The organism is Paenibacillus wenxiniae (assembly GCF_039822605.1).
Classification (GTDB): Bacteria; Bacillota; Bacilli; order Paenibacillales; family Paenibacillaceae; genus Saccharibacillus; species Saccharibacillus wenxiniae.
The window spans coordinates 208,541-227,567 of sequence record NZ_JBCGUH010000004.1 but is presented as its reverse complement, the minus strand read 5'-3'; the positions used below and the strand labels follow the sequence as shown (position 1 = coordinate 227,567).

Here is a 19,027-nt window from a genome sequence, read left to right as displayed (position 1 = left end):
CTTTACGAATGGCTACCGCTACCTACACGGCTACGCCTATTGGCGAATATATCGGTTAACGATAGCGGACGTTCATATTGCTCTTCAAAATGTAATGCCTGTTCAATTTCATCCAGATGCTCAATCATTAGCCGTTCCGCGATATCCACATTCCCTTGCCGGATTGCATTTAAAATGAGCTGATGATCGTCGCAACACTTCGTTTTCTGCTCTCCATACAAAGCAATGATGACATAAGATAAGGAAACCAGTTCTTCCAAATAACGATGATAGTAACTATTACCAGAAGCTTCAGCCAATTGAAGATGAAAATCGCCAGTAATTCGAATCGCTTCAAAAATTCGTCCGCCATGCTGTGCCTGATGCTCCTCCTGAATGAGCCGGGCAAGCAATTGATATTGTTCATCTGTTAGATGGGTGCATACTTTGCGTACAACCGCTACTTCGATCACTCGCCTCATTTCGAATACCTGTCTCGCTTCATGAATGGTTGGACAGGACACGAATGCTCCTTTATAAGGAATGATCGTAACGAGCTTCTCGGCTGCTAGCCTTCGTACAACATTGCGAACCGGAGTCCGACTAACGCCAAATGATTCAGCCAACCCTTCCTCAACTAGCTGCATATTCGGGCGCATCTTCTGTTCCATGATCGCCTGCTTAATTGCTTGATATATTTCCTGTTCTTGTGGACTGGCCATATCGTATCCCTCACGATCCGGGTGCTTTTAATTGCGTAGTTGATAGTTATTCGCAGTTGATGATGAGTTGCATCGTTTTGATTCGATTTATTTTTCATGTTTGGTTTTGTTACATGAATTATAGAGTCATGTCATTTTATAAGTCAATATACTTCACATATATAATCGTTATTTTCTATAATCATGCACTAATGAAACGGATTCGTTTTGTTTATTTGCTAAAAATATCGTTAATGTTAGGTATTTTTACGTTAATTCCGTATGATGAATAGGTTTGTTTTGCGAAATAAACGGATATCGGTGGATAAAGGAATAGTCGAAGTTAAAGCGGAGTTGGGTTGTAATCTATTTATTGATGTCAGTTTATATTACATATAAAGGTTTTATATGATTAGCTGTGGCGATCAGATAGGTGATCATACGATTCTGTTTAAACATCATTTTTAATTTCAAATGTACTTTTGACTTGAACCACTAATACAATTCTATTAAATGTGCATACTATTATAGGTTCGATCTATATGTTGCATCTATATATTCCATCTAACCATCCGATAGCGATTCGGACATTAACAACGCATTGACTCTGTTCCGCTTCTACAATTTCGCTTACCAGCTTTACGTATGTAAAAATATGCTTATTTTTCTGACGATAAATTGACTAATTCCCATTCAAATCCAAACATTTTTTGATATACTAGAAGCTAATTTCCGGTTTTTGTTGCTGCATGTTTACATTACAGGCTCAGATTAAAGCTGTCTGCTGCTGATCCTATCTAACAGCACACAAGTACCGACCGTATCATTACATACTATACAAATAGCAAAGGAGTCCTGTACGTGTCTTCAAGCAGTTTGCCCAAAACGAGTGCCACGCCGCCGTCGGCGTCCACTTCTGATGATGCCAAACGCACGATATTTAGCGTGTTGCTGGCGATCTCACTAGTTCATTTATTTAACGATTCGATGCAGTCGGTTATTCCGGCAATTTTCCCGATTTTGAAGGAAACGATGCAGCTTAGTTACACGCAGATTGGCTGGATTGCATTCACGATCAATTTTACCGCTTCGATTATGCAGCCGTTTGTCGGATTATTTTCAGATAAGCGCCCGACTCCAGCCTTGCTACCGCTGGGGATGGCATTTACATTTACCGGGATGCTGTTGCTTGCTCTAGCGCCTAGCTATACAGCGGTGCTCGTCGCTGTTGTATTTGTCGGACTCGGCTCGGCTGCTTTTCACCCGGAAGGCTCCAAAGTATCCAATCTAGCCGCAGGCAATCGGCGCGGATTGGCGCAGTCGATCTTTCAAGTAGGTGGTAATGCCGGGCAATCACTTGCGCCACTGCTTACTTCGCTGATCTTTGTCCCATTTGGGCAATTTGGTGCGATTGGTTTTACCGGTGTTGCCGCGGCCGGGATTATTGTACAAATTTTCATTGCCAGATGGTACAGCGGAACATTGAAAAGTGGCGCGCTGAGCAAAAAAGCTCGCGTAGCGAGAACGATCAAGCCAGAGCTGAAACAACGGATTCGTTTTGCGATGGTTGTGCTCATTCTGCTCGTCTTTATTCGTTCATGGTATGTATCGTCAATCGGCAGTTACTATAGCTTCCTGCTCATTGATCAGTTCAAAGTCGGTGTCGGTGAAGCGCAGCTCTATGTATTTCTGTTCCTTGCTGCTGGTGCGGTAGGCACGTTCTTCGGTGGGCCACTTGCTGACCGATTCGGTAAACGAAATCTGATCTTTATCTCGATGGCAGCTGCGGCACCACTAGCATTGTTTCTGCCTTATGCCAATCTGTTATGGACAGGTATATTGCTCGCACTCGTAGGCTTTATCGTTACGTCTAGCTTCTCCGTTACTGTCGTATACGCGCAAATGCTCGTGCCCGGACGGATCGGAATGGTATCCGGTCTGATCACAGGACTTGCCTTTGGACTGGGCGGTATCGGTGCATTGGTACTCGGCAATATGATCGATGCGATCGGAATTTCGCCCGTGATGCAAATTTGTAGCTTCCTGCCGATGCTTGGCCTGCTTACCTTTCTGCTTCCTTCGGATCAGAAGCTGAGTGAATGGACGGATGGCGCTTCAGATTGATTATAAGACCAGGGAAAAAAGAAACATCGCTGCAATCGTGTAGGTATGATGATGCACATTCATATTTATATTTATATTCATATTTAAATTTAAACTTTTGCTCTAATAAGAGCATATGATACGTATTGCTATTGAACGCACGCCTAAGAAAGCAATGCTCCATGCAAGCAAGTACGATCCATATTTTAAATAATACCAACATCCCAAAATGCTAATATCCGCACCAAAAAGCCCCTCTCCATACGGACAGGGGCTTTTCATTATGGTTACGCTAACGCTAAGCACTGATCGATTCCTTCATCTGAAGTGACCCGTCATGCCAAACGTCGATAACTTATTTATTGTTGGGCAGATGCAGCAGATGCGCCGGAAGCGGAGCTGTTAGCGATATAGCCTTTGCCCATTGCGTCTACTTTTGCTTTTTGTACATAGTACTGCATGCCTGTCAGTTCAGCTTTTGCTTGAGAAGCATCTACCTGATACTGATATTTTTGCAGATCGTACTTCGTGACAACACCTGCATTGAAGCGGATTTGCATATTTACGCCATCCACCGCTGCATCCTGTGCCTGGCGTTGTGCTGTTTGTACCGCTTTGTACGCTGTATCCATATCTTGCAAGTTAGACTGGATCGCTTTCGCATACGTTACTTTACCTTGTTCCAGTTGTTGGGCTGCGATATCGGTTGTTGCTTTGTTTGCTTGCTCCTGGAAGCTATTGTCTGTGATCGCTTTTTCCTCGTCTTCACGCGCTTTGTTCAGGCTATTGCCCAGCGATTGGATCTGGTACGATTTGCCAAGCAGGGTGTCTGCATCTACTGTTGGTACTGGATCAAGTTTAATATCCAGTGGTTTCAGTTGGATATTCGGATCGTACACGATACCGAGATCATAACACAGTGTAGACAGTGTTTCTTGATACGAGTCTTTCAGCTTCGTCAGGTTATCCTGTTCTGCTTGCAGCGCACGATTCGCTTTGTCGATATCTTCCTGTGTGCCGGAGCCGAGACTTTGCAACGTTTGTGCACGTTGTACGTCACGTGTCAGCACTTGAATGTATTCTTCAGATAATGCGATTTGCTTTTGCGTGGACAGCAGTTGTACGTATTGTCCAGTCATCGCCAGACGCGTACCTTCTTTTGCTTCATCCACTTGCAATTGTGTGTTCAGCTTCTGGTTGTCCAGATCACGGATGTTGTTATCCAATGTCTGTCCTGTTTGAGAACCTTGAGACAGAGACACTTCATTGCTGCGATTTGTCGTTACATATTTTAGACCTGGAGATGCGTTCAGGTAATCGACATAGTTCAGACCGAGACTGGCATTTTGTTGATCCAGTACGCGGTATTTCAGTTGCAGCAATTGCAGATTGTATGAATCATTGATCGCCAGATCGATGACTTTATCAAGGTCAAGACTATCGACCTTTTCCGGTGTACGTACACCGGAAATTTGAGATTGTGGTGCTTCTACTCCTGTAGCATTTGCAGCAGGTGCTGCTGGATCTGTAGTAGCAGGTGTAGTAGTTGTAGCTGTTGGAGTTGCAGTTGTATTTGTGCTGTCCGCAGCGTGTACGAGTGCAGGCTGTGTTGAAGCCAGCAGCATGGCGAATACGGAGGCACCGACGATTCCTTTTTTCATTGTACTAATTCATTCCTTCCTATATTTCAATAAACCGATCACCGACAAATGAAGAACCTCATCAAAAAAAGTTAGTAATACTAATAAAATTAATTTAGCATTCCTAACAAAATAAATCAACCTTTAACCGCACACTCGTCTAATTAAAAACAAAATAAAAAGGCAGCTTATGATGCTACCTTCCATTATATAGAAGTATAATGTACAGAACCAGGTTTCATTGTATAATATTGGTATCTACTCACCATTGCCACTCGATGAACAGCACTGCCGTAACAACAAGCACAATAGCGGCAATCAACAACTGGGTACGCTCACTGGATATGGACGGCTTGACGGCAAAATCACTCGGCTGATGCTTCTCTGCATACGTTCCTTCCAGATCATGGTGCGGATCATCGCCTGTTTTCATTGGTCATCCCCTTCTTTCCATATTCTGTATACCAATTATACACGAATTGCCGCCCTCGTTCACAGTATTTTCACAAAATCATCGGCGCTGCTCGTTCATTCTTTTCTATATACATAGATACACTGCCAAAATGTTTTGCTTCGCAACGATAACTTTTTGTTGAACCTCGTGTTAGAAGATCACTAACACTGGAAAGGGTACGATATTTTGCTTTTGCAAAAATCACTTTTCGTTGAACCTCGTGTTAGAACATCACTAACACTAGAGCTATACACTATTTTATTTTACCAAATCACATTCTATTTCATCGGATGCTAGCCCAGCACCAACATGGTAAATAGAAAACGTCACGTGCTGTTATTTTCCAATTTATTCCTTCGCCTCCGCTTCAAGGCTGATTTGTTAGTTAAGCAATCTCCACCCGTGGATTGAGTACACTTTAAGTAAGTATTGTTACAATTGACAAGTAGTCTGAATTAATTCTATAATTCAGCCATGAACTAGAGAGTATAAAAAAAACTGGAGAGTTTAGAGGGGGAACCTGTAACATGAAAAGAAGTTGGCCTCTGGCCATTACAGCCATGTTGCTTGCTGGAAGTCTGACAGCATGTTCGACAGCGAACAATGCTGCTGTCGAGCCGGCAACGACGACAGTCGAAGTGACGACAGTCAAAGAACAACCGCTTGATGCGGTCTATGACCTGTCTGGCACACTTGCTGCTTATGATCAAACACCCGTATCTTTCCGCATCAACGGAACCGTCGCTTCGGTCAACGCTGATGTTGGGGATCGCGTCAATAAAGGAGCTACGCTGGCAAGATTGGATACTGCCGATCTACAACTTCAGGTTGAAAATGCCAATCAATCTGTCGCTGCTGCCGTTGCTTCGCTATCCAGCGCCAAAGCATCGCTGACCAATGCACGAGCAGGTCAACAAGCTGCTGCCGCCGGTGTCGCGTCTGCAAGGGCACAAGTCGAAAGTGCACAGGCCAGTCAGCAAGGTGTACTGGATGGTGCCCGTCCGCAAGAACGCGCACAAGCACAAAATGCAGTCAACAAAGCACAGATTGCCTACGATCAAGCGAAAACCGCTGCTACCCGCGCACAAACCCTTTTCGATAATGGTCTGCTCACTCAACAAGAGAACGAACAAGCACAAACCACACTTGAAAATGCACAGGCTAGTCTGAAAGATGCACAGGAGCAACTGTCACTCACGCTCGCTGGTGCGAAAAATTCGGATCGCGCTTCTGCCGCCGCTGCGGTAAAGCAGGCACAGGTTGGTATTGAAAATGCACAGGCAAGTGTAGCTCAAGCGAATGCTGCCGTCGAGCAAGCGAACGCTGGAGTAGAACAAGCGCAGGCTAGTTATGACCAGGCAGTCATTTCTCGCGATACCGCTCAATTGAATTTGACCCGTGCAGGCTTGCAAGCTCCTGTTTCCGGTACGATTTTGACTAAAGCGATTTCCGAAGGTCAGACGGTAAGCGCAGGTACAGAAATGTACACGATTGGTGAGATCAACCGTCTCAAAGTGATGTTGCCTGTACCGGATAGCGAAATTAATCAATGGCGTGTCGGTCAGCAGGTAAGTATTAGCCTGTATGACGAAGTACGCACAGGTAAAGTGACGCTGCTGTCTCCACAAACGAATGCAAATACAGGTTCGATCAGCGTTGAGGTTGCGATCAGCAATCCGAAGCTGGATTGGAAGCCCGGTCAAGTCGTGAACGCTTCCCGTCAAGCTTCTTCCGAAACAGGACTTCTCGTACCTGCACAGGCAGTCGTTAGCTCGGGCAGTGAGCCTTATGTATTCAAAGTCGTGAACAAAAAAGCTGTACAAACGACTGTGAAGCTTGGCAATCTGTACAACAATAACTATGAAGTGACCGGTGGTCTGAAGGTGGGCGATAAGATCGTAACCCGTGGTGCTGACCGTCTCTTTAATGGTGATGATCTGAAGGTAAGTGAAGCTGCGGCAACCAAAGCACAGGGTACAAGCGGTAATGCCCCGTCGGGTGCAGCTTCAACCGATGCAAACGGTGAGGCTAGCGCCAATGATTAAATATTTCGTCCAGAAACGCAAAATCACATTATTATTCTTTGTGATGCTTATTCTGTTCGGACTGGTACAGCTCGGGCAGATGCCGAAGCAACTGATGCCGGATATCGTGATCAAAACTGCCATTGTAACTACCACGTATGCCGGTGCCAGTCCAGAACTGATGGAGCAGACCGTTACCGAAGTGCTGGAGCAAAAGATCAAAGAGGTCACCAATCTGAAAACGATCGCCTCCACTTCAGGTAATGGCATTTCCTCCATTACGGTTCAAGCCGAAGACAATGCCGATGCGAAAGACACATGGAATGAGCTACGCCGGAAGGTTGAAGATGCACAGGCCGAGCTACCTGCCGATGCAGACAAGCCAACCGTCAATGACAATCTGACGCAAACCTTTGTGCAATCCTTCGCAATCTATGGCAAAACCAAAGAAGACATCTACGCACAAAGCGAACTCATGAACACATGGCGCGATCAATTGCGCTCGGTTCCAGGTATAACCAATGTGGATATCAAGGGGATTCCCGATCAGCAAGTACGTATCGATGCCAATATGTCGAAACTACAGCAATACGGTATTTCATGGGAAACGGTAAGACAGGCGATCCAATCGGAAAATAACCGCGTACCTACCGGTAATATTACGTATCAGGATCGTAACTATCAGCTTACCGTCGATAAAGCGACCGATTACAATACATTAAAAAATATCGTCGTTTCGCAGACTGATGCAGGTATTCCTGTTTATTTGAAGGATGTTGCTGATGTCGAGCTGACGAAAGAAACCGAATCATACTTAAGCTACTACAATGGCGTTCCCTCCATCTCGCTTGATGTGAGCAGTCAGACCGGTTCTGACGTACCTACGATGAATGAACGTTTGACCGCGAAGATGGATATTTTGAAAAAAACATTGCCTTCTAATGTCAAAATCGTCTCGCTGTTCGCACAAAACGATGAAGTTAATCGAATTTTCGGTGATTTGATTCGTGAGATGTTTATCGCGATCGCTGCCGTTATTTTGATCTGTACGCTCGGTATGAACTGGCTGACCGCTGGGTTTGTCGCACTGGCGATTCCGATCTCGATTGCACTAGGTGTCATCTTCTTGCCTGGACTGGGCATTTCGCTCAATCAGATTACGATTGTCGGTCTGATTATCGTACTCGGGATACTCGTCGATGACGCGGTCGTCGTCAACGACAATATCGAGCGAAGGCTATCCACACTTGGCGAGAGTCCGACTGAAGCTTCATTAAAAGGAACAAAAGAAGTCGCCATCTCGATCATTACTGCAACACTGGCAACGATCTCTGCCTTCCTGCCATTGATGGTATTGCAAGGCGATATGGGCGCATTTATTCGTCCGATTCCGACGATTATCTCGCTCTGTATGCTCGCTTCCATGATCATGTCCCTGACGATCATTCCTATCTTCCGTGAATGGTATGAAAATCGTCAGATCGAGCGTGGACGTCGCCGCAAAGATCGTCCGGCAGGTCTGCTTGGCAGACAAATTCAAGCGGTAAGCAACGGCTATGCGCATCGCCTGATGCCCAAAGTGTTAAAGCGTCCGTTATTGATTGCTTTGATCGGTCTGATCGTGAGTACATTTGCGTATGGACTGGCAGCATTCACACCGATCGAGCTGTTCCCAACTTCGGAAGATCCACAAATTACCGTTAATGTGCGTATGCCTTCCGGTACATCACTGGAAGAAACCGATAAGGTTGTACACGGCATCGCCGAATGGCTGAAAAAACAACCGGAAGTGGAAAATATGGCTTACGCTTCCGGTGGTGCTGCACCACAATTGTTCACCAACCTGAGCGTATTATCCGGCAGTGGTTCCAGTGTCGGACAGATTCTCATTACCGGTCAGCATGGTATGAATGTGAAACAAACGACCGATCGCTGGGCAGATCAAATTGATAAAGACTATCCAGGTATCCAGACGACAGTAAGCGGTACGGCTGTCGGGGTATCGGTTGGTAAAGCGGTATCTATTCGTATACTCGGTGACGATATCGAAGAAATCCGTTCCCTGTCGAACCAGATCAAACAGATCATTGGCGATACACCAGGAACATACGGCATTAGCGATAGCATGGGGATTGATAACTATGCACTCGACTTTGTTGTGAATAAACAGGCGATGGATCGTTATAAAGTCACCTATTCGAACCTGACGCAAACGCTCCTGATGATGGGTAGCGGCATGAACGTTGGTAACTTCGATAATGGCAAAGATCTCGTTGATATGAAGCTGTATATGAAAGGCTCACAAACGGTGAGTCCGACTACACTGCTACAACAGGTCAATGTGACGAACTCGGCAGGAACACAGATTCCGCTATCACAGTTAGTTGAACTCAAACCGACCTTTACGATTCAACAGATCAATCGCTATAACTTACAGCGTGTAAATACGATCGAAGCCGATGTGACGGGTCGTACCGCTACAGAAGTGATGCAGGATATTACGCCGAAACTGCAACAGATGAATTTCCCGGAAGGTTATACGTATGAGATTGGTGGCGAAACGTCCGACCAAGCAGATACGTTCGGCGATCTGGGTAAACTGTTCGTTGTCGCTGTCTTCCTGATCTTTATTCTGATCGTGATTCAGTTCTACTCGCTTTCGATTCCGTTGATCATTATGACTACGGTCTATCTGGCAGCAGCAGGTGGTATTCTCGGTCTATTCCTCACCCGTACACCGATCGGCTTTATGTCCGTGATGGGGATTATCGCGCTGGCAGGTATCGTCGTGCGGAACGGTATCGTATTGATCGAATTTATCGAAGATGCGCGTCATGAAGGCATGGAATTGAAAGAAGCTGTCATTCAGGCCGCTTCGGCTCGCTTCCGTCCGATCCTGCTCACATCGCTAACTGCGATTGTGGGTATGATCCCGATTGCAACGATTGGCGAGTTGCTGTTCCGTCCACTCGGCGTTGTCATTATTTTCGGTCTGATCTTCTCGACTATCCTGACCCTATTCGTCGTGCCATCGCTGTACATGGTTGTCGCACGCTGGAAAGAAAAACGTCAGGTACGCAAAATCGAACGTAAACAAAGACGACTGGACAAGCTGAATGCTGCTCCCAAACTGTAATTAAATAATCGATCGTGCTCCACGTAGCCGCTTTTTTCAGTCGCGGATTGCATCTGTGATAGACAGCATGCATAATACGGAGTAACGTATCAGTTAGCGAGCAAACGGACAGAATATTGTCCGTTTGCTCCATTTTCATCACCAAATGCAAGCTAGACAGCATGCGATTCGGATGGACATCGATATCGTAGAAAGCCAGGAGGAAGCGCCCTTGAAAACAAAGGAACAGGATATTATTGAAGCGGCGGTTCGGCTTTTCTCTGAAAAAGGATATACCGCAACCTCAGTTGATGAGATTGCTAAAGAAAGTGGCATGGCAAAAGCTTCGTTTTATAAGTTTTTCCAAAGTAAAGAAGATGTGCTCATTGCAACGGTGAAAGAGCACGGACGAACCATTAGCGAAACGATTGAACGACTGTATGCCGCAACTGATCAACCACCAGAGAAACGACTTGCCAGCTTTATCGATCTACAGCTCAACAGCGTACTGGAAAGCAAAATTCATTCCATTATGGTTTCGCTTCATGACAAAAGCATTTTGCAAAATGAGAAGCTATTGCATGCTTGCCTGCACATCGAATATCAAACGAACCAGTGGTGCACCGACTGCCTGAATCGGATCTATGGATCCAAAGTAGACCCTTTTGTGTATGATATTATTTTTATGGTGCGGGCAATGTTGATGCAGTTTATGTTTTTGCCGCTCATTGGTATTCGGCCACAAATTCCAACCCGTGAATTAGGCGACATGTTAACGAAGCTGGTTGATCAGATGATCCACAATATGATTCAGATGGATTATAAACCGGTCTGGGATTGGACAAGTGTAGAAATGTCACCGGATCGCATTGAGAAAAGCCCGGTTTTTCAAGGGATTCTTATCCATGAGCTGCTAATTGCTATCAAGCGTGCAATTCCTGGTATCGAGGTAGAAGAACAGGAACGCGAGGAATTATGGCAGGTGCTCGGCTCGCTTGAGGAAGAGATCACACGTATGGAGCGACGTTCCGGCATGATCCGTGCTTTGCTTGATTTTCTAACAGGATATGCAGCGCTGGAAGAATATACATTGAAGCTGCAACATGTACTTTCGTTGCGGTAAACGAAGCGTTGTCGAGTGTTATAGTATTATGTGTACTGGACTACAGTGCAAGTGCAGCCGTATGTGGAAGACGATACGATTGATAGTTATAGTGTTATGTGTACTGGACTACAGTGACTCGTTATCGCTATATCGTAGATGTGGTAGATGATCTGTCATCTGTGCCATCGTTAGCGATCGGCTGGACTATAACATACGAAAATATCACAAAAGGACGATTCTACTTCAGATTATTGAAGTGAGAGTCGTCCTTTTTGTGTATCTGCATCATCGGCATGAAGCGATTGCTGCATAGCCAGCTTTCAACATACTACACTTAAGTGATGCAGCAACGCTGTATGGCGATCGTTTATCATTTAATAGGTAGGGTGGTCGCCGCGTTGCTGCTCGTCCAAACGGGCCTTCATCTGAGCAATTGTACGTTCCAGACTGGTGATCGCTTCAGTAACAACTGCACGGTCTACCCCATTTTCCAGCGCACGGGCACGAGCAAATGCACGCTCCTGTTCCGCTGCCGCACGTTCACGCTCCAGTGAAGCACGTTCTTTCTCATGCGTCTGACGGCGCTGTAGCTCATTATATTTATCCAGCAGATCGGTAATGATTTTGTAAAAACGCTCGTAATCTTGAATGACATCATCGAGGAAATAATCGACTTCTTCCTGTGAATAGCCACGCATTTTGGTCGGAAAATCCTTTTCATGAATCGTAAGCGCATCAAACTTGATGCCTAGCTGCTTGAATAAACGCTTCTGGTCCTCCAGCTTGCGCTGATAATTTTCATCTACAGCCATTTTCATCAATCCCCTCATTCCTGTTCGCGTGCCTTGAGCCGCTACTTTATCTGTGTATTAATGTATCACAAACGATGCGTTTGGCAAAATATCGTGCTACCGTTTTAGTGCTGCCCTGTTCATTCGTGTATGTTTGCGGCACAATAGAAGCAGCTCATGTAGTCCTTAATAATAGGATGTAGTCCTTAACGATATAATATAATCTTTAATGAAAGTGGCTAGGAAGGGTGAAGGATAGTATGTTTTTGAAAAAACAATCTATGCAGCGTGCTGGTCGGAACTATACGTATTATCGACTGGTGGAATCGTATCGCGATACGGACGGTCATACACGTCATCGAACGATCCGCTATCTAGGGAAGCTTGATGATCAGCAAATCATGCTAATCCGTGAGCACTTGAACAAGGGACATGTAGATGAAGCGAGTATCGAGCGAATTGTGCAGGGGGAGTATAATGCGATAGCAGGTAGCGCAGAGCGCGTTGGCGATGCTGAGGATGGTGTTGCAGGTATAGCAAGTATAGACAATGAAGGCGAAGCTACTATTGCTGCGAACAATCGCCGCAGTAGCGGTCAGATAGATGGTGAGATGACCAATCATCATAATTGTAAGGAAAATGTGGGAGCGTATAATCGGGCGAGTGCTACTGCTGATCCGATTGCTGGTATTGGTACTGATACTGGTATCAGCTCTAGTGCTATCTCTAGTTCTGCTTCTGCTTCTACTTCTGCTTCTGCTTCTACTTCTACTTCTACTTCTACTTCTACTTCTACTTCTAGCTCTAGTTTACCTAAAAATTCAAGTTTCTGCTCCAGCTCAAATTCTAATTCTAGTCTGAACTTTAGCTCTACTTCGAATTTAAATATTGTTTCTACTTCTAAACCGAGCACGTCCACTCTATCCGCTTCTCTCCCCATCTGGATTCCCGTATCGTTTACGAGTTTACATTTCGAATCCATCAATGGGCAGGAATGGATTGTAGCGGATGAGGATACGTTATTTTTTGTACATCATGGTCAGGCGGAAGTAACGATTCATGGACGTCCTATACTGATGACATCGCAGCAGATCTTATTTTGCCCGCATCAGACAGGTGTGCATATAGGTAGTATGGATGGGCAGCCGCTAGTCGTATATCGGCTCGTTTTGCGCCAGACTGCTTCAGCAGCGGCTGCTTTTGGGCCTATGGATAATATACTGAGCGAATCGATAAGTACGGCGGTCATACTACCTATTCAGTCACCCGCTGAGATTTTGCGATTGTGTAAAGAGCTGGAAAGCTATCCTATGGATGCAGCGGATGCTCAGCAGCCTGTTGCGCTGCTGGCGATGTATCGCTGCTTTTATGAGCTATTGCATCTGCTGGCCGTGGAGACAGCAGCAGCGAAGCGTGATGAGCCATTGTCCTTTCAGCAAATGCTTCAGTATGTGCAAACTCATTTCCGCGAGGATTTACGGCGTGATGAGCTAGCACGCAAAATGGGTATGACACCGGAGCACTTTTCACGTATGTTTCGGAGCCGTCAAAATTGTTCATTTAGTGACTATGTATCGCAGTTGCGATTGCATCAGGCACGGCTGGAGCTGCAACTATCGCAGACAAGTTTGGAGGAGATTGCACGGCGTTGTGGGTATAGTGATGTACACTATTTTAGCCGTAAATTCAGGCAGCGATTCGGCATGCCGCCCGGACAGTATGTAACCGCGCCCAAACAATATGTGAGCTGGAATAGGCCATTTACTGCGATGCTATTGCAGCTGGGGATCGTGCCTGTTGCCGGGCAGATCGATATGGAGGTACTGCGCCATTTTCCCGAGCTGGTAAAGCTTGTAGAGCAGGCAGATTGGACGCTGTCGAGTGGTCATGCAGAATTAACAGGCACGCACACAACGACAAAAGATGCAACGAATGGAGTGGCTGCTCTACTCCCTGCACCTTCGCTTAGTTTACTACAGGAGCGACAGCCAGATCTTGTATTTGCTTATCATGATGATCCGCAAAGTGAACAATTGCATACTTATGCACCGGTACAACGATTGGAGATCGAGCAATATAACTGGCGGCGACAATGGCTCTGGCTAGCCGAGCGAGTGCAACGCAGGCAACAGGCGCAGGACTGGTTACAGCAATGGGATATGATGCTACAGCAGGCAAAACAGCAAATGCAGAGCTGGCTGGAGCGACACCAGACAGTGGGCATTTACAAGATCGTGTCAGAAAAGGTATACGTATATGGCAATCTGCGCAGTATGGGCGGGCCGCTCATTTATGATGGGCTTCATTGTGAGCCGCCTGCACACGTACAGCAACAGCTGATCGATACGGGGCGACTGAATATAGAGGTGCCATTAGAACAATTACATCATTATGCCGCTGATCATATGATCGTGATTCATTATCCAATGGAGCATCAGAACGGAAACGCATACGGAACAGAGCGACAGGCAGCAGCTTCGGTGATGACATCTTCATTCTGGCAGCAATTATCGGCTGTTCAATCTGGACAGCTACATGTTATGGATCGGCATCTCTTTTACGGATTCGACCCGCTATCTCAGCAATTACAGCTTAAAGCATGGTTGAACAGCATGGCATCATATTTGTGATAGCAAGTGATCATCATTGTCCATAGACGTTCCGGCAAGAGGTTGATATGATTCTATTTGATAATCATTATCAATTAGCAAATTGGAGGAATGAATATGAACAATCGGCTGTTTTCCAAATCAGCCTGTATGATAGCGTTGATAGTCGTGCTATGCATGCTGCTCGCTGCCTGTGGAACAGAGAATACTCCGGCATCATCCGGCTCAACTGCGACGACATCATCAAGTGAAGCAACGACAGACGCTTCTGCTACACACACGATCGATACGGCGAAAGGCCAGATTACGATCCCTACCCATCCACAGCGCATCGTATCTACCTATTATCATGGTACATTGATCGCGCTCGGTCTCAAGCCTGTTGGTGCCAACAAAGAATGGTGGATGGGCAGTCCATTCCTGAAGGAACAGGAGCAAGGCATTGAAGACATAGGGGCACCGACATCGATGGAAAAGGTGATTGCGCTCAATCCCGATCTGATCGTAATTAATGACTTTGATGTGAAAGCCTATGATGAATTAAGCCAAATCGCACCGACACTGTATGTTCCGTATACCGCCTACAAAAATCCGAAAGAAGAAATTGCACTGTTTGGCAAGCTGCTCGGACGCGAACAACAGGCGGAGGCATGGCTGAAGCAATACGATGAAGCCGCTACCGCTGCGCGTGCCAAAATAAAAGATGTTGTAAAGCCTGGCGAAACCGCAGTCTTAATCAATGTGCGTGAAAAAGACGTTGCGATTCTTGGCGACAACTATGGACGCGGTGGATATGCATTATACGATGGACTGCAATTCAAACCACTGGCTAATGTGAAAAAAGAAGTGATCGACAGCGGCAAGCAAATTTTACAAATTCAGCTTGAAAGCCTGCCGGACTATGCGAATGCCGATCATATCTTTATCTGCTTTAACGATGGCACGACCGAAGCGCAGAAAAATACGATCCTGAACAGCTCGATCTGGAAAAACCTGCCCGCTGTGAAAAAGGGGCAGGTGTATGATCTGCCCTATGATACCTTCTCCTATTATGATCCAGAATCGATTATAGGACAGATGGGCTTGCTGGCTGATATGATCGTAGCTAAAAGCAAATAATGATGCCGATTCGTAAGGATAAACCCTTTTATGAGTAGCGATTGCGTCTACTACTCTTCACTCTAAAATAGCCTGATCCCGCGCCTGGCTAGTCGCTGCGGGATCAGGCTATTTGAATATCGTTTATCCGCTCCAGATCATATGCCAATGAGCATATATAGTTAGCTTACTGCCGCTGCTTGCGCTGGAATTGGAGATAGATCGCGCATGAACAGCTGATCTTTGCATAGGATATACATGATCGCTACAGATTCCGTTTGATGATGTGCTTATTTTGGTTTATTACTTTTACTCTTACCCTCACTATTACTTTTACCCTTACTTTTAATTTTACTCTGACTCTTCCCCTTCTTAAACTGCACTATTTAGCTCGTGTACAAACGGAATACATGCGCGATTGGTGCTTCTGCTTCGGTTACGGCTGCTGGTAGCTCTACTTCAAGTCCTTGCTCGGTGGTGCGGAAGGTTAGATGACTTAGCACTGCTTCACCTAACAGATCAATCGATTGTACTTTGCCATGATACGGGATTAGATGTACGAGCGGTACAGATGTATGTTCGCTGGCATACAGGTAGCTGGCATATACGCGCTGTTCTGCGGCGCGTTTAGTAAATGCCCAATGATCCGCATACACAGGTTCGCAGCTACGTGTTTCATAGACGGCTTCACCATACGTATTCAGCCAGGCGCCCAGCCCTTTAATACGTGCAATAGCTCCAGCAGGTAATCGGCCGTCAGGTTGAGGGCCTACATTTAAAGCCAGATTGCCGCCCTTAGATACAATCTCCAGCAGCAGATGAACAAGTTCACGTACTGATTTGTATTCGTCTTCATAACGGAAGGAGAATGAGGTGCCCATCGTGACACAGCTTTCCCAAGGAATCGACATCGCGTGCTCTGGTACGGTCTGTTCAGGTGTGACGATATTTTCGTACGCACCGCCTACGGTACGGTCAGCAGCGAGTAGCCACGGCTGGTGCTGTCGCATCCGATCAACAATTTCACCGAGTCGAATATCCTGACCACCTTTGCCCGGACGAACCCAGCCTGCATCTAGCCAGAGCACGTCCACACGTCCGTATCGGGTTAATAATTCCTCGATCTGATCATGGGTAAACTGTACAAATTGCTCCCACAGCCACGGATATTGATGTGGATCATAGCTCGGTCCGCGCCAGCTATGATCGCCGCGCTCCATCCCATCTGTCCAGTAATATGGCGTATGCCAGTCTGCTTTGGAAAAGTAAGCCGAGATCGCCAGCCCTTGCTGCCGGAATGCTTCAAACAGATGACCTACAATATCTGCATAACGATGCTGGTGAAAAGGCGTGTCCCTGCCAGTAATTCGATAATCGGTCGTATGCGTATCCCACATACAGAAGCCGTCATGATGCTTGGTCGTAAAGTTCAAATAGCGAAAGCCGCCTTCCTTCGCCAGCTCTGCCCATACGTCCGGCTGAAAGCGAATCGGATTAAAGGTACGATTTAAGCTAAAGTATTCACGCTTGAGCTGCTGCGGATCGGATTGCCAGTCGATACCATCACGTGACCAGTCACCATCGTCATCGCTTAGTGCCCATGACTCGACTACACCGAGCTGAGAGTAAGGTCCCCAGTGCATCATGAGTCCGAGCTTCTGATCTTTGAACCATTCCAAGCGCTCTAGCAAATATGGATTTTCCGGCTTTACCCATGATTCTTCACTGCTGTAATTGTGAACCCCATCTTGCACTTCCAGCAGCTTGTCGGTCTGTGGCTGCTCCTTGTCTGGCACCTGCTGTTCGCTCATCGTATGACCTCCTTGTTCTTATTCATTCATCACTGTTGTACAAGGATAATGGACTATATGTTTCTTTCGCTCGGAAATAGGTGGCGATCCAATAGCCTATTGAGGAATAGATGCAAATAGGCGAACCTTTGCACCTATCTGTAGGCGTCCAGTGTAACATCATGCGTGCAGTGTCCATTATGCATCCAGCTTACATTGATCATCTGGCATACCGTTACACATTTAGCGTACCGTTGATTCCGTTAATTCAACATATCGTTCATCCAGCATCCTATTCCGCGTCCAGCAACCCTTTTTGTAGCGCTCGATAGACAAGATTAGCGAACAGACTATTCGACCAGGCAAACCATGGCCTTGTAAACGTATATGGATCATCCGCATGAAAGCCCTCATGCATGTAACCCGTATCTGCATCGGTCGCTTCCAGCGTATCGATCATAGACAACATTTCCTCGTCGCTGGATGCGGTCAAGCCCTGCATCGACAAGCCCATATGCCATACGTATTGTGGTGGTGTGTGTGGACTTCCCATCCCACTCGCTGCTTTGCCTTCAAAATAAAACGGATTTTCCGTACTCAAAATAAACTGACGGGTACGCAAATAGATCGGATCATCCGACGCACAATAACCGAGATACGGCATCGATAACAGACTCGGTGTACCCGCATCGTCCATTAAACAATAGTTGCCTAACCCGTCTGTCTCATACGCATAAATAAGTCCATGCTGAGGATGGCGATACATACCATATCGCTCAATCCCATGCTGCACTTCTTCCTCCATCACAGCCAGTTCCTCGGCAAATGCCATATCCCGATACACGAAGCGTACCATCTCCTGCATCTGCCGCAGACAGACGACAACAAACATATTAGCCGGAATATTGTAATGCAGCTCGCAAGCATCATCACTTGGACGAAAACCAGACCAGATCATCCCGGTATAGCTCACCGGCATGCCCATACCGCGATTGCGAATCGTATCAATCGCTGGACAATTGCGGCGGGTAAAACGGTACGGTGATTCCTCCATATGACGCTGCTCTGTCCGCCACAGTTCATAGATCGTGCGCAGTCCTTGCTTAAAGCCGCTATCAAAAATATCCGTATTTCCACTTGTTTTCCAGTAATGATACGCTAGTCTGATCGTAAAACAGAGCGAATCCAGCTCGAATTTACGTTCCCAAACCCACGGGCCCATATCGGTCTCATCGGCAGGGTCCCAGTGCCAGTCATTCGCCGTTTCATTAAATGCGTTGGCATATGGATCAATCGATACATAAAACATATGCCGCCGGATTAACCCGCCGATGATGCGTTGCAACTGCGGATCATCACCGCAAAGTGGTACATAATGCATCAATTGCTCGACCGAATCACGCAGCCATAGCGCTGGAATATCGCCGGTGATCACAAACGTCGTTCCATCATCGAGCAGCTTGGTCGTCGTTTCTAACGTGCTTGGAAAGCAATTGCGAAATTGCTGCGCCAGTTTGGGACGGTTCTGAAGGCGGCGATTCGCTTCCTCCAGCACCGCCTTGACCGCATCCGGCAGTTCAAACGATGTCATCGTAATATTCGCCATACTCTGAGTCAT

12 protein-coding genes are annotated in these 19,027 nt (G+C 46.3%); 6 read left to right on the top strand and 6 right to left on the bottom strand.

All coding sequences use genetic code 11. From position 1 onward, the window contains the following. Positions 1–2 precede the first annotated feature (2 nt). Positions 3–701, bottom strand: coding sequence for a GntR family transcriptional regulator (locus tag AAHF22_RS09735; protein ID WP_347324805.1), 699 nt, complete (start codon positions 699–701; stop codon positions 3–5). Positions 702–1,556: 855 nt separating this feature from the next. On the opposite strand from AAHF22_RS09735, the gene AAHF22_RS09730 reads away from it, so the two are divergent. Then, positions 1,557–2,804 carry an MFS transporter gene (locus tag AAHF22_RS09730; protein WP_347324997.1) on the top strand — a complete coding sequence of 416 codons (1,248 nt, stop codon included), beginning with the start codon at positions 1,557–1,559 and terminating at the stop codon, positions 2,802–2,804. 338 nt (positions 2,805–3,142) lie between these two features. On the opposite strand, the gene AAHF22_RS09725 is transcribed toward AAHF22_RS09730, so the two are convergent. Continuing rightward, positions 3,143–4,444 carry a TolC family protein gene (locus AAHF22_RS09725; protein WP_347324804.1) on the bottom strand — a complete coding sequence of 434 codons (1,302 nt, stop codon included), beginning with the start codon at positions 4,442–4,444 and terminating at the stop codon, positions 3,143–3,145. Positions 4,445–4,685: 241 nt separating this feature from the next. Further along, a complete protein-coding gene (locus AAHF22_RS09720) occupies positions 4,686–4,856 on the bottom strand; it encodes a hypothetical protein (RefSeq protein WP_347324803.1) in 171 nt (56 codons plus the stop codon). 548 nt (positions 4,857–5,404) lie between these two features. On the opposite strand from AAHF22_RS09720, the gene AAHF22_RS09715 reads away from it, so the two are divergent. From AAHF22_RS09715 to AAHF22_RS09705, 3 genes are all read left to right on the top strand, one after another. Then, positions 5,405–6,922, top strand: coding sequence for an efflux RND transporter periplasmic adaptor subunit (locus AAHF22_RS09715; RefSeq protein WP_347324802.1), 1,518 nt, complete (start codon positions 5,405–5,407; stop codon positions 6,920–6,922). After that, a complete protein-coding gene (locus AAHF22_RS09710) occupies positions 6,915–10,037 on the top strand; it encodes an efflux RND transporter permease subunit (RefSeq protein ID WP_347324801.1) in 3,123 nt (1,040 codons plus the stop codon). Before AAHF22_RS09715 ends, AAHF22_RS09710 begins: the two co-directional genes overlap by 8 nt. Positions 10,038–10,248: 211 nt before the next feature. Then, the gene (locus tag AAHF22_RS09705) at positions 10,249–11,139 is read left to right on the top strand and encodes a TetR/AcrR family transcriptional regulator (protein WP_347324800.1); all 891 of its coding nucleotides are present in this window, start codon (positions 10,249–10,251) and stop codon (positions 11,137–11,139) included. Positions 11,140–11,495: 356 nt separating this feature from the next. On the opposite strand, the gene AAHF22_RS09700 is transcribed toward AAHF22_RS09705, so the two are convergent. Then, the gene (locus tag AAHF22_RS09700) at positions 11,496–11,933 is read right to left on the bottom strand and encodes a DivIVA domain-containing protein (protein ID WP_347324799.1); all 438 of its coding nucleotides are present in this window, start codon (positions 11,931–11,933) and stop codon (positions 11,496–11,498) included. Positions 11,934–12,178: 245 nt separating this feature from the next. Between AAHF22_RS09700 and AAHF22_RS09695 the strand changes: the two genes are divergently transcribed. Then, on the top strand, positions 12,179–14,542 hold the full coding sequence (locus tag AAHF22_RS09695) for a helix-turn-helix domain-containing protein (RefSeq protein ID WP_347324798.1): 2,364 nt from the start codon (positions 12,179–12,181) through the stop codon (positions 14,540–14,542). A 96-nt stretch (positions 14,543–14,638) separates the two neighbouring features. Continuing rightward, positions 14,639–15,640, top strand: coding sequence for an ABC transporter substrate-binding protein (locus AAHF22_RS09690; RefSeq protein WP_347324797.1), 1,002 nt, complete (start codon positions 14,639–14,641; stop codon positions 15,638–15,640). 365 nt (positions 15,641–16,005) lie between these two features. Here AAHF22_RS09690 and AAHF22_RS09685 read toward each other — a convergent pair whose 3' ends face one another. Both AAHF22_RS09685 and AAHF22_RS09680 read right to left on the bottom strand, forming a co-directional pair. Beyond that, on the bottom strand, positions 16,006–17,430 hold the full coding sequence (locus AAHF22_RS09685; RefSeq protein ID WP_347324796.1) for an alpha-L-fucosidase: 1,425 nt from the start codon (positions 17,428–17,430) through the stop codon (positions 16,006–16,008). 271 nt (positions 17,431–17,701) lie between these two features. After that, entirely contained in the window at positions 17,702–19,027 is a 1,326-nt protein-coding gene (locus AAHF22_RS09680; RefSeq protein ID WP_347324795.1) for a glycoside hydrolase family 125 protein, read from the bottom strand.